The following is an 11,784-nucleotide window of genomic DNA, read 5'->3' on the forward strand; positions in this document are numbered from 1 at the left end:
AAAAGCCGATGCCGGTAATTAAACCGGCATCGGACTGGAATCAGGCTCCCCGGATGAACCGCTGTCGACTTAGCCCTTGAACCCGAAAGTTCAAGGTGGAAGATGCAGTAGGCTTTAAGGCTTTCCGTCTAGCGGACATGCACACCAGCCCAACGTGCAACCTCCAGGGTAGTGCGAATCGGCTCAGGGACGTCGTCAACTGGCAAGCACCCCAGGGAGTGATGCGAGTATACCCCAAGCGGTCACGCGAATCAGCCCTTGGTGACATCCGGATCGGTCGACAGCACCAGATCGACGCGGTCCAGCAGGTCGCGAACCTGCTCTCGGGTCGAGCCGCTGGCCTGTACATCCGGGCGTTCTTCCTTGTGCAGAAGATCGTGCGTAATGTTCAGCGCGGCCATCACGGCGATGCGGTCGGCGCCGATGACTTTGCCGCTGCTGCGGATTTCGCGCATCTTGCCGTCCAGGTAACGGGCAGCGCTCACCAGGTTGCTGCGCTCTTCCTGGGGGCAGATGATCGAATATTCTTTGTCGAGGATCTGCACGGTAACGCTATTGCTTGAACTCATGAGTCTTGCTCCAGGGCCTTGAGGCGCGAAATCATCGATTCGACCTTACGCCGGGCGATTTCATTTTTTTCAATGAGGTGCGCGCGTTCCTCGCGCCAGCTCTTTTCCTGAGCTAATAGGAGTCCATTCTGACTCTTTAGTTGCTCGACTCGAGTAATTAGCAGTTCGAGTCTGGCCATCAGCGCTTGCAGGTCGGTGTCTTCCATTGTGTCCACTGGTTGTGTCTGATGGGTGGCAGGCTCTGTACAAAACTGCCTGCGCGTCGATCATGCTGCGTTAAAAACAGGCTCGCAATGCTCATGTAGGGCCCTACACTCCGCTTGCTCGCCTGTTTTTGCCTTGCCTGATCGCCGCTCGGCGAGTTTTCGTACAGGCCTGGCTGGCGGACAGCCTTTAATAGTCTTGGCGAGTCTGTCGATGTAGGATACAAGGCCTTCATTCTAGACATAGCGCCGTCTGGCGCCTAGCTGCCCATGCCCATTCAGAATTCTCCGTACCAAGCCTTTGCCACCCTGCTGAGCACCAGCGGCCATCCCGTCTCGCCTGCCGAACTGCACGGCCTGTTGCTCGGTCGCAGTTGCGCCGGTGCCGGCTTCGAAGCCGACAGCTGGTTGGCCGATGCCGCCGAGCTGCTCGAAGGCGAGCCGCAAGACAACGTTCGCAACGCCTTGATCGGCCTGCAAGAGATGGTCAAGGGCGAGCTTACCAGCGACGACATGACCGTTGTTCTGCTGCTGCCGACTGACGACGCGCCGCTCACCGAGCGTGCGGCTGCACTGGGCCAGTGGTGCCAGGGCTTCCTTACCGGCTTCGGTCTGACCCGCCGCGAATATGCCTTGAGCACTGAAGCCACCGAAGTGCTGCAGGATCTGGCCGCCATTGCCCAGGTGCAAGACGCGCTGGAAGAGTCCGACGACGGCGAAAGCGACTACATGGAAGTGATGGAGTACCTGCGCGTCGCTCCGTTGCTGCTGTTCACCGAAACCAAGAAAACCGACGAAGCGGCTGCCAAACCGTCGTTGCATTAATCGCGTGCCAGGGAAAGCCATCTGCCCATGATTCATATCCCGAAATCGGAATACAGCCGTCGCCGCAAGGCGCTGATGGCGCAGATGGAACCCAACAGCATCGCCATCCTGCCCGCCGCCGCGGTGGCCATCCGCAACCGCGATGTCGAGCACGTCTACCGTCAGGACAGCGACTTCCAGTACCTCAGCGGTTTCCCCGAGCCTCAAGCCGTCATCGTCTTGATGCCCGGCCGTGAGCACGGCGAATACGTGCTGTTTTGCCGGGAACGTAATGCCGAACGGGAATTGTGGGACGGCCTGCGCGCCGGCCAGGAAGGCGCGATCCGTGACTTCGGCGCCGACGACGCATTCCCCATCACCGACATTGACGACATTCTGCCGGGCTTGATCGAAGGCCGCGACCGGGTGTACTCGGCCATGGGCAGTAACCCCGAATTCGATCGGCACCTGATGGACTGGATCAACGTGATCCGCTCTAAAGCGCACCTCGGCGCCCAGCCGCCGAACGAATTCGTTGCCCTGGATCATCTGCTTCACGACATGCGCCTGTATAAATCGGCGGCAGAAGTGAAGGTGATGCGCGAAGCTGCGCGGATTTCCGCCCAGGCACATATTCGTGCGATGCAGGCCAGCCGTGCCGGTTTGCATGAGTTCAGCCTTGAAGCCGAGCTCGATTACGAGTTCCGCAAGGGCGGGGCGAAGATGCCGGCGTACGGGTCGATCGTCGCGGCGGGGCGCAACAGCTGCATCCTGCACTACCAGCAGAATGACGCGGTGCTCAAGGACGGCGATCTGGTGCTGATCGACGCCGGTTGCGAGATCGACTGCTACGCCAGCGACATCACCCGCACCTGGCCGGTCAACGGCAAGTATTCACCGGAGCAGAAGGCGATTTACGAGTTGGTGCTGGCTTCCCAGGAAGCAGCATTTGCCGAAATCGCGCCGAACAAACACTGGAATCAGGCGCACGAAGCCACGGTCCGGGTGATTACCGCCGGTCTGGTGAAGTTGGGCCTGTTGCAGGGCGACGTTGACGAATTGATCGCCAGCGAAGCCTACAAAGCGTTTTACATGCACCGCGCCGGCCACTGGCTGGGCATGGATGTGCACGATGTCGGCGAATACAAGGTCGGCGGCGAATGGCGCGTGCTGGAAATCGGCATGGCGCTGACGGTCGAGCCGGGCATTTACATTGCTCCGAACAACCAGAACGTAGCGAAGAAATGGCGCGGCATTGGCGTACGCATCGAGGACGACGTAGTGGTCACCAAAACCGGTTGTGAAATCCTGACTAACGGCGTGCCGAAAACGGTCGCCGAAATCGAGGCCTTGATGGCCACAGCACGGACACAAGCGGCATGAGTCGAGTCAATCTGGCAATCATCGGTGGTGGTTTGGTCGGCGCCAGCCTGGCGTTGGCATTACAGGCAGGGGCCAAGGCCCGTGGCTGGAAGATCGTGCTGATCGAACCGTTTGCCCCCGGTCACACCTACCAGCCGAGCTATGACGCCCGTTCTTCGGCGTTGTCCTTCGGCGCCCGGCAGATTTATCAACGGTTGGGTGTGTGGCAGGAAATCTCCCGCCGCGCCGAGCCGATCAAGCAGATTCATGTCTCCGACCGTGGACGTTTCTCCACCGCGCGACTGTCGGCGATGGAAGAGGGCGTTCCGGCGCTGGGTTATGTGGTGGAAAACGCCTGGCTCGGCCAATGCCTTTGGCAAGGTCTGGACAAGGACGTGGTCGGTTGGCGGTGCCCGGCGGAAGTCACCGGCATGGAGCCCCTGACCGACGGCTATCGCCTGACGCTCGACGATGAAACCCTGCTGGAATGCGACCTTGCGGTGCTCGCTGATGGCGGCCGTTCCGGCTTGCGTGAGCAACTGGGGATCGGCATCAAGAAACGCCCGTACAACCAGAGCGCGCTGATCGCCAACATCACCCCCAGCGAAGCGCACAACGGCATGGCCTTCGAGCGTTTCACCGACGATGGCCCGATGGCCTTGCTGCCGTTGCCGGACAATCGCTGCGCGTTGGTCTGGACCCGTCTGGGTATGGATGCGCAACGGCTTGCAGCCCTTGATGACCGCAGCTTTCTCGGCGAGTTGCAGGGCATCTTCGGTTATCGCCTCGGCACGCTGAAACAGGTCGGCGCACGGCATTTGTATCCGCTGTCGCTGATCGAAGCCGAGGAACAAGTCCGCCCGCATCTGGCGATTCTCGGCAACGCTGCTCATAGCCTGCATCCGATTGCCGGGCAAGGGTTCAACCTGTCGTTGCGTGACGCCCAGGCGCTGGCCGACAGTTTATTGGGCAGCGAGACATCGCCCGGCGATTTCGCCACCTTGCAGGCCTATCGCGAGCGTCAGCGTCTGGACCAGAGCCTGACCGTGGGTTTTTCCGATCAGGTCACCCGCTTGTTCGGCAGCACCCAGCCACTGGTTTCCCTGGGCCGCAACATTGGGCTGCTCGGCCTCGATCTGTTGCCGCCGGCCAAGCGCTGGTTCGCTCGACAGGCCATGGGCCTGGGTACGCGTCCCGATGTTTAAGAGGGCGTATCTGCAAGTCGATATTCACGACGGCACCGGCACTTTGGTGACGCGGGTCGGAAAAACCCTTTACGTGCGGCTCAAGCCGCAAGCGAGACAGGCTTAAAGCATGGAAATGCGCGCAGATCTGCTGATTGTCGGGGCCGGAATGGTCGGCAGTGCCCTGGCGCTGGCGTTACAAAACAGTGGGCTCGAAGTCCTGCTGCTGGACGGTAGCCCCCTGAGCGTCAAACCCTTCGATGGGCAGGCTCCGTTCGAACCTCGAGTGAGTGCCTTGTCGGCGGCCAGCCAGCGAATACTTGAACGCCTGGGCGTCTGGGATGGCGTTGTCAGCCGGCGCAGTAGTCCGTACACCGACATGCACGTCTGGGATGGCAGCGGCACCGGGCAGATCCATTTCTCGGCGACCAGTGTCCATGCCGAAGTGCTCGGGCATATCGTCGAGAACCGCGTGGTTCAGGACGCTTTGCTCGATCGACTGCACGACTGCGATCTCGGGATGCTGGCCAATGCGCGTTTGGAGCAGATGCGCCGCTCCGGTGACGACTGGCTGCTGACCCTGGCCGACGGTCGAACCTTGCGAGCGCCTTTGGTAATTGCGGCGGATGGCGCCAATTCGGCCGTTCGGCGCCTGACCGGCGTTGCGACTCGCGAGTGGGATTACATGCACCACGCGATCGTTACCAGTGTGCGCAGCTCAAAACCTCATCAAATGACCGCGTGGCAGCGATTCACCGACAATGGCCCGCTGGCGTTTCTGCCGCTGGAACGGGACGGTCAAGGGGATTGGTGCTCGATCGTCTGGTCGACCACGCCCAGCGAAGCCGAACGCCTGATGGCGCTGGACGACGAAGGCTTCTGCAAGGAGCTGGAGCGGGCCTTCGAAGGCTGCCTCGGCACAGTGCTCAGCGCTGACCCGCGTTTGTGCGTGCCGCTGCGTCAGCGTCATGCCAAGCGGTATGTGGCTGAAGGCCTGGCGCTGATCGGCGATGCGGCCCACACCATCCATCCGCTGGCCGGGCAGGGCGTGAACCTCGGTTTCCTCGATGCCGCGGTGCTGGCCGAAGTGCTGCTGCAAGCGGCCGCGCGTGGCGAGCGGTTGGCGGATGTGAAAGTGCTCAGTCGTTATGAGCGTCGGCGCATGCCCCACAACCTGGCGTTGATGGCGGCGATGGAAGGGTTCGAGCGGTTGTTCCAGGCCGATCCGTTGCCGGTGCGTTGGTTGCGCAATACCGGGTTGAAGATGGTCGATCAGATGCCCGAGGCCAAGGCGTTGTTCGTGCGCGAAGCGCTTGGGTTGATCGGGGATCTGCCGGCGTTGGCCAAGGCTTGAGATCTTCGTTGGGGCTGATGGCCTCTTCGCGGGCAAGCCTCGCTCCTACAGGTATTGAGTCAATCGCGACATTGGCGAACGACACAAAACCTGTAGGAGCGAGGCTTGCCCTAATGCCAGTCAGTTAAGGAATTGACTTGCCCGCCAAGCAATAATAGAAACGGGCTTATGTTTTTATGAGCTCGCTTCATGCCCCTCCAAAACGACCTTCAAGAAGTTACCAAACTTAATCCGATCTCCTTCGAACGCTTTGCACAGCTGATTGATCCTGTGTGGATTGAACAGGCGCTGGCGTCGACCGGTACGGTCTCTATTCGCCGCAGACGTCTGCCGGCCGAGCGTATTGTGTGGCTGGTGGTTGGGTTGGCCTTGTTCAAGAACGAACCGATTTGGCTCATCGTGCAACAACTGGGATTAGCTTTGGGCGAAGCGAAAGTGCCTGCACCCAGTGCCGCAGTCCAGGCCCGGCAACGGCTTGGAGAAGCACCGCTGGCTGCACTGTTCAAGCAATTGGCCGAAGCATGGGGCAGTGCTGAGCAGCCGGCTTCGGCCAGCTTTTTGGGGTTGCGTAGTTTTGCGGTGGACGGCGTGGTTTGGTCCACCCCCGACACACCGGAAAACCGCCAGACCTTTGGTGGCGGGCGGACTCACTCGGGAGATGGGGCCTGGCCGCAAGTGCGCGGCGTTTGCCTGATGGATACCTATAGTCACTTGATTCGAGCCGCCTGTTTTGGCGAGTTTGCTGTCGGCGAGCTTCGTCATGCGAAGGGGTTGGAAAAAGCGGTAAGCGATCACTCGGTGACGATTTTTGATCGAGCTTACTACTCCGCAGCCCTCTTGCTCGACTGGCAACAAAGCGGGACTGAACGGCATTGGCTCATGCGGGCACGCAAACCGCTTAAATACGAGGTGATCGAAGAGTTGGGCCCGGATGATTGGCTCGTGCGACTGACCGTTTCCCGAGACGCTCTCAAGCAACGTCCAGACCTTCCCGCTTATTGGCATGCACGACTGATTGAGTACTCAATAGACGACAAACCGCGCCGCTATCTAACCTCGTTGACCGATGCCGAACGTTACCCTGCCAATCAGGTGGCGGGGCACTACAACGAACGCTGGGAAATCGAATTGGGTTACCGCGAGATCAAGCAAAACCTGCTCAAAGGAGAGCAGTTACGCAGCAAACAACCTGATCTGGTGCGCCAAGAGCTGTGGGGCACCCTACTTGCCTACAACCTGATCCGTCAGGAAATGCGCTTGATGGCTGAAGAAATGAAGGTGGCGCCGCAACGCTTGAGTTTTCTCTGGTTGGCTCAAGCGGTCACCAATGCGCTGCGCTTTTGTCCGCTGGAAACGCCAGGCACGATCCCTAAACGACTGGCAGACCTGAGAGTCCAGGCTCAGCACTTTATGCTTCCTGCCAGGCGGCCGCGAAGTTACCCAAGGGTGGTGAAGCCCAGGCCAGTCAAATACCCCAAAAAGAAGACCGGAGGGCTTAACTGACTGGCATTAAGGCTTGCCCGCGAAGGCGTCGGTACATCCACCACCAATCCCAGCTGTGCAACATCTGGTAACGCCTCAATCCACTGTTCGATTGAGAAGCGAAATGTGAGTCCTTATCATTTGGCCTCACTTCCCCATTCGAGAGACCGCTTCCATGTTGGCACCCAAGCGTCTACTGACTGCACTGGCCCTGACCCTGATTGGCAGCACCGCCGCCCAGGCCGCCGACGAGGTGGTGGTTTACTCCTCGCGTATCGATGAGCTGATCAAGCCAGTCTTCGATGCCTACACCCAGAAAACCGGCGTGCAGGTGAAGTTCATCACCGACAAGGAAGCGCCGCTGATGCAGCGGATCAAGGCCGAGGGCGAAAACGCCACTGCCGACCTGCTGCTGACCGTCGATGCTGGCAACCTCTGGCAGGCCGAGCAGATGGGCATCCTCCAGCCGTTCACTTCCAAGGTGATCGACGCCAACATCCCATTGCAATACCGCGCTTCCTCCCATGCCTGGACCGGCCTGAGCCTGCGGGCGCGGACCATCGCCTACTCCACCGACCGGGTGAAACCGGGTGAGCTGACCACCTACGAAGCGCTGGCCGACAAGCAGTGGGAAGGCCGCCTGTGCCTGCGCACGGCGAAGAAGGTCTACAACCAGTCCCTGACCGCCACCATGATCGAAGTCCATGGCGCCGAGAAAACCGAGAAGATCCTCAAGGGTTGGGTCAATAACCTGTCCACCGACGTGTTCTCCGACGACGTCGCCGTGCTGGAGGCAATCAACGCCGGTCAGTGTGACGTCGGCATCGTCAACACTTACTACTACGGTCGCCTGCACAAACAGAAGCCTGACCTGCCGGTGAAACTGTTCTGGCCGAATCAGGGCGACCGTGGCGTGCACGTCAACCTGTCGGGCATCGGCCTGACCAAACACGCTCCACACCCGGAAGCCGCCAAGGCGCTGGTGGAATGGATGACCACGCCTGAAGCGCAGAAGATTTTCGCTGACGTGAACCAGGAATTCCCGGCCAACCCGGCAGTGGCTCCTTCGGAAGAAGTCGCGGCCTGGGGCAAGTTCGTTGCCGATACCCTGCCGGTGGAAGTGGCTGGCAAGCGTCAGGCTGAAGCGATCCGGATGATGGATCGGGCTGGCTGGAACTGAGTCTGTCGATATACTGCGCCACAGTATCAAGTCGGCGGCGTTCCAGCCGGCCTGATCGTTCCCACGCTCTGCGTGGGAATGCATCCACCGACGCACCGCGTCGAGGCGTGACGCAGAGCGTCACAAGATGTGTGCCCACGCAGAGCGTGGGCACAATCATTTAAACGAGAGCTTTCTTTGGCCCACCCCGCCCAACGCCGCTGGTATCCCTTGGTCTTCGCCATTGCTGCGCTGGTCCTGCTGCCCCTGAGTGTCCTGCTTCTTTCCTGGCAAACCATCGATCAGCAGATCTGGTCCCACCTGTGGGAAACCCAGATGCCCCGGCTGCTGGGCAATACCCTCACGCTGGTCCTCGGCGTCGGTTTCGGCGTAACGCTGCTGGGCGTCAGCCTGGCCTGGCTCACCAGCCTCTGTGAATTCCCCGGGCGGCGTTGGCTGGACTGGGCGTTGATGCTGCCCTTTGCGATTCCTGCTTACGTGCTGGCATTTGTTTTCGTCGGCCTGCTGGATTTCGCCGGCCCCGTGCAAACCTTGCTGCGCGAATGGTTCGGCAGCGGCCTGAGGCTGCCGCGAGTGCGCTCCACCGGCGGTGTGATTCTGGTGCTGGTGCTGGTTTTCTATCCGTACGTTTACCTGTTGGCGCGTAGCGCATTCCTGGCTCAGGGCAAAGGCTTGATGGAAGCAGCGCGAGTCCTTGGGCAATCCCCATGGCAGGCATTCTGGCGAGTGGCGTTACCGATGGCACGTCCGGCCATCGGCGCGGGAGTGGCGTTGGCGCTGATGGAAACCCTGGCGGATTTCGGTGCGGTGTCGGTGTTCAACTTCGATACATTCACCACCGCCATCTACAAAACCTGGTACGGCTTTTTCAGTCTTTCCACGGCCGCGCAACTGGCCAGCCTGTTGCTGTTGGTGGTGATGGTCGTGCTGTATGGCGAGCGCCGTGCCCGCGGGGCCCACCGGGCGAGCAACGAACGGCCACGGGTCAAGGCGTTGTATCACCTGCGCGGGGTCAAGGCGCTGGCGGCCATGAGCTGGTGCGGTCTGGTATTCGCCTGCGCCTTCGTCATTCCTGTGCTGCAACTGATGGTGTGGTTTTGGCAACGCGGGCGCTTCGATTTGGATGAGCGTTATACCGGATTGATCATCCATACCTTGTACCTGGGCGGCATGGCGGCGTTGATCACCGTCAGTGTCGCTCTGGTACTGGCCTTTGCCCGTCGATTGGCGCCGACCCGGGCGATCCGTTCCGGCATCAGTCTGGCCAACCTTGGCTACGCCTTGCCGGGCTCGGTGCTGGCGGTGTCGATCATGCTGGCGTTCAGTTACCTGGATCGCGAGCTGGTGATCCCGCTGTCGGGATGGCTTGGCGGCGCGGGCAAACCGTTGCTGCTGGGCAGTCTGTCGGCGTTGCTGCTGGCCTATCTGGTGCGTTTTATCGCGGTGGCCTATGGACCGCTTGAAAGCAGCCTGGCGCGAATACGGCCATCTTTGCCCGAAGCAGCACGTAGCCTTGGCGTCAGTGGGCCACGACTGTTTTTCAAAGTGTATCTGCCGCTGCTGCTGCCGGGCACGTTGAGCGCGGCGTTGCTGGTGTTCGTCGATGTGCTCAAGGAAATGCCCGCAACCCTGCTGATGCGCCCGTTTGGCTGGGACACGCTGGCGGTGCGGATCTTTGAAATGACCAGCGAGGGGGAGTGGGCGAGGGCCTCGTTGCCAGCACTGACGCTGGTTTTGGTCGGGCTGTTACCGGTCATCGGATTGATCCGACGTTCAGCGCATCGAAACACGTAGGTGTCAGTCCTACACCTTGCGGCTACAATGCGCGGCATTCGGTGCGGTCCGTCTTTCAGACCGGGTCGCTGAAACGGCTGAAAGCCTTTTATTTCAAGGCATTTCACCCCGTACAGCGCCTGTCCGCACCTTCGCCACGCCCGGAAGGAGAAACCCATGGGACAGCGTACGCCTCTGTATGACCTTCATCTCGCCCTCGGCGCGAAGATGGTCGATTTTGGCGGTTGGGATATGCCTCTGCATTACGGCTCGCAGGTCGAGGAACACCATCAGGTGCGCCGCGATTGCGGGGTTTTCGATGTATCCCACATGACCGTGATCGATGTTGACGGCCCCCAGGCCAAGGCCTGGCTTCAGTATTTACTGGCCAATGACGTCGAACGCCTGCACAGCCCCGGCCGTGCCCTGTACAGCGCCATGCTCAACGAGCAGGGCGGCATCGTCGACGACATGATCGTCTACCGTCTCGAGGACGGTTATCGCCTGGTGGTCAACGCCTCCACCCGCAATCAGGATTTGGCCTGGATGCAGGCGCATCTCGGTGACTTCGAGGTGCAGCTCAACGAGCGCTCCGAGTTGGCGATGCTGGCCATTCAAGGGCCTCACGCCCGGCACAAGATTGCCGAACTGGTGACTCAGTCCCGTGGCACGCTGATTCAGCAGCTCAAATATTTCGAAGGTCAGACCGACGGTGACTGGTTCATCGCGCGCACCGGTTACACCGGTGAGGATGGTCTGGAAATCGTGCTGCCGGCCGATCAGGCACCGGGCTTCTTCAACGATCTGGTGGGCGCGGGTATTTCCCCTATCGGCCTCGGCGCCCGCGATACCTTGCGTGTCGAAGCCGGCATGAACCTCTACGGTCAGGACATTCATCAAGAAGTTTCGCCATTGGCCTCCAACATGGCCTGGAGCATTGCCTGGGAACCGGCCACGCGCCAGTTCATCGGCCGCACTGCCCTGGAAGCCGAACAGGCCGATGGCGTGCAGCACAAACTGGTGGGTCTGGTCCTGGAAGAACGTGGAGTGTTACGGGCGCATCAAGTGGTTCGCATCGCCGATGTTGGCGAAGGGGAGATCACCAGTGGTAGTTTCTCTCCTACGCTTAGCAAGTCGATTGCACTGGCGCGCGTGCCGGTGGCCACCGCCGACCGCGCTGAAGTGGAAATCCGTGGCAAGTGGTACCCGGTTCGAGTGGTCAAACCGACCTTCGTACGCCACGGCAAAACCTTGATCTAACTTTTTTTGGCGGGCAATGACCGCTGACATTTTTCTTGAGGACACAGAACATGAGCGAAATCCCTGTCGACCTGCGTTTTGCCGAAAGTCACGAATGGGCCCGTCTAGACCATGATGGCGGCGTGAAAGTGGGTATTTCAGACCATGCTCAGGAAGCCTTGGGTGACGTAGTGTTCGTTGAACTGCCGGAAATCGGCAAAGTGTTCGCTGCCGGTGAGGCTGCGGGTGTAGTGGAATCGGTCAAGGCTGCGTCCGATATCTACTCGCCAGTCTCCGGCAAAGTCATTGCCGTTAACGAAGAGTTGGCCAACAACCCGGAACTGGTCAACAGCGCGCCTTATGACAGCTGGTTCTTCAAACTCGAGCCAAGCGATACCTCTGAACTGAACAACCTGCTCGACCCGGTAGCCTACAAGGCTGCCATCGGCGAGTAATGCTCGCCCCGTAGGAGCTGCCGAAGGCTGCGATCTTTTGATCTTGTTTTAAGAATCAAAGTCAAAAGATCGCAGCCTTCGGCAGCTCCTACATCGTTTACATACGACTCCTTCTTTAAGGCACTGTGACAGCGGCTGCTATGCTGGTTTGACCGCATTGCATCGACGCCGAGCGCCAG

The 11,784-nt window shown here is 60.1% G+C and carries 11 protein-coding genes, 1 other RNA gene and 1 pseudogene; 10 read left to right on the forward strand and 3 right to left on the reverse strand.

What is annotated here, in order from left to right; all coding sequences use genetic code 11:
* Positions 1-42: 42 nt before the first annotated feature.
* The 3 genes from ssrS to F6R97_RS15995 all read right to left on the reverse strand — a co-directional run bounded on the left by ssrS (position 43) and on the right by F6R97_RS15995 (position 775).
* Positions 43-221, reverse strand: a non-coding RNA gene (ssrS, locus tag F6R97_RS15985) — 6S RNA.
* A 30-nt stretch (positions 222-251) separates the two neighbouring features.
* The gene (locus F6R97_RS15990; protein WP_007899404.1) at positions 252-569 is read right to left on the reverse strand and encodes a cell division protein ZapA; all 318 of its coding nucleotides are present in this window, start codon (positions 567-569) and stop codon (positions 252-254) included.
* Entirely contained in the window at positions 566-775 is a 210-nt protein-coding gene (locus F6R97_RS15995) for a TIGR02449 family protein (protein WP_007899405.1), read from the reverse strand. The genes F6R97_RS15990 and F6R97_RS15995 overlap by 4 nt, the downstream gene beginning before the upstream one ends.
* Before the next feature lie 267 nt (positions 776-1,042).
* On the opposite strand from F6R97_RS15995, the gene F6R97_RS16000 reads away from it, so the two are divergent.
* The 10 genes and pseudogenes from F6R97_RS16000 (at position 1,043) to gcvH (ending at position 11,605) form a co-directional block, all read left to right on the forward strand.
* Positions 1,043-1,597 (forward strand): YecA family protein, encoded by a 555-nt coding sequence (locus tag F6R97_RS16000; protein WP_008012538.1) that lies wholly within the window; start codon positions 1,043-1,045, stop codon positions 1,595-1,597.
* A gap of 27 nt (positions 1,598-1,624) precedes the next feature.
* The gene (gene pepP / locus F6R97_RS16005) at positions 1,625-2,959 is read left to right on the forward strand and encodes a Xaa-Pro aminopeptidase (RefSeq protein ID WP_315866800.1); all 1,335 of its coding nucleotides are present in this window, start codon (positions 1,625-1,627) and stop codon (positions 2,957-2,959) included.
* Positions 2,956-4,143: a 2-octaprenyl-6-methoxyphenyl hydroxylase gene (ubiH, locus tag F6R97_RS16010; RefSeq protein ID WP_038980844.1), complete on the forward strand. Its 1,188-nt coding sequence runs from the start codon at positions 2,956-2,958 to the stop codon at positions 4,141-4,143. Before pepP ends, ubiH begins: the two co-directional genes overlap by 4 nt.
* Positions 4,144-4,153: 10 nt before the next feature.
* A pseudogene (locus F6R97_RS16015) lies at positions 4,154-4,249 on the forward strand (tetrameric acyl-CoA thioesterase); the annotation flags it as partial.
* 9 nt (positions 4,250-4,258) lie between these two features.
* Positions 4,259-5,476, forward strand: a complete 1,218-nt coding sequence (locus tag F6R97_RS16020; RefSeq protein WP_315866816.1) for a 2-octaprenyl-3-methyl-6-methoxy-1,4-benzoquinol hydroxylase — start codon at positions 4,259-4,261, stop codon at positions 5,474-5,476.
* A gap of 189 nt (positions 5,477-5,665) precedes the next feature.
* Entirely contained in the window at positions 5,666-6,979 is a 1,314-nt protein-coding gene (locus tag F6R97_RS16025; RefSeq protein WP_038981915.1) for an IS4 family transposase, read from the forward strand.
* 154 nt (positions 6,980-7,133) lie between these two features.
* Positions 7,134-8,138: an extracellular solute-binding protein gene (locus F6R97_RS16030; protein WP_050682224.1), complete on the forward strand. Its 1,005-nt coding sequence runs from the start codon at positions 7,134-7,136 to the stop codon at positions 8,136-8,138.
* 177 nt (positions 8,139-8,315) lie between these two features.
* A complete protein-coding gene (locus F6R97_RS16035) occupies positions 8,316-9,932 on the forward strand; it encodes an ABC transporter permease (protein WP_038980848.1) in 1,617 nt (538 codons plus the stop codon).
* Between the two features lie 156 nt (positions 9,933-10,088).
* Complete coding sequence (gcvT, locus tag F6R97_RS16040; protein WP_038980850.1) at positions 10,089-11,171, forward strand: glycine cleavage system aminomethyltransferase GcvT; 1,083 nt, start codon at positions 10,089-10,091, stop codon at positions 11,169-11,171.
* Positions 11,172-11,221: 50 nt separating this feature from the next.
* A complete protein-coding gene (gene gcvH / locus F6R97_RS16045) occupies positions 11,222-11,605 on the forward strand; it encodes a glycine cleavage system protein GcvH (RefSeq protein ID WP_315866801.1) in 384 nt (127 codons plus the stop codon).
* The last annotated feature ends 179 nt before the right edge of the window (positions 11,606-11,784 follow it).

The sequence above is a fragment of the Pseudomonas sp. JV414 genome (assembly GCF_032424305.1).
Taxonomy (GTDB): domain Bacteria; phylum Pseudomonadota; class Gammaproteobacteria; order Pseudomonadales; family Pseudomonadaceae; genus Aquipseudomonas; species Aquipseudomonas lini.

What these genes read in the sequence shown, in the direction of transcription:
- F6R97_RS15990 (WP_007899404.1), bottom strand. Translation starts at nt 569, where the DNA reads ATGAGTTCAAGCAATAGCGTTACCGTGCAGATCCTCGACAAAGAATAT.
- F6R97_RS15995 (WP_007899405.1), bottom strand. Translation starts at nt 775, where the DNA reads ATGGAAGACACCGACCTGCAAGCGCTGATGGCCAGACTCGAACTGCTA.
- F6R97_RS16000 (WP_008012538.1), top strand. Translation starts at nt 1,043, where the DNA reads ATGCCCATTCAGAATTCTCCGTACCAAGCCTTTGCCACCCTGCTGAGC.
- pepP (WP_315866800.1), top strand. Translation starts at nt 1,625, where the DNA reads ATGATTCATATCCCGAAATCGGAATACAGCCGTCGCCGCAAGGCGCTG.
- ubiH (WP_038980844.1), top strand. Translation starts at nt 2,956, where the DNA reads ATGAGTCGAGTCAATCTGGCAATCATCGGTGGTGGTTTGGTCGGCGCC.
- F6R97_RS16020 (WP_315866816.1), top strand. Translation starts at nt 4,259, where the DNA reads ATGCGCGCAGATCTGCTGATTGTCGGGGCCGGAATGGTCGGCAGTGCC.
- F6R97_RS16025 (WP_038981915.1), top strand. Translation starts at nt 5,666, where the DNA reads ATGCCCCTCCAAAACGACCTTCAAGAAGTTACCAAACTTAATCCGATC.
- F6R97_RS16030 (WP_050682224.1), top strand. Translation starts at nt 7,134, where the DNA reads ATGTTGGCACCCAAGCGTCTACTGACTGCACTGGCCCTGACCCTGATT.
- gcvT (WP_038980850.1), top strand. Translation starts at nt 10,089, where the DNA reads ATGGGACAGCGTACGCCTCTGTATGACCTTCATCTCGCCCTCGGCGCG.
- gcvH (WP_315866801.1), top strand. Translation starts at nt 11,222, where the DNA reads ATGAGCGAAATCCCTGTCGACCTGCGTTTTGCCGAAAGTCACGAATGG.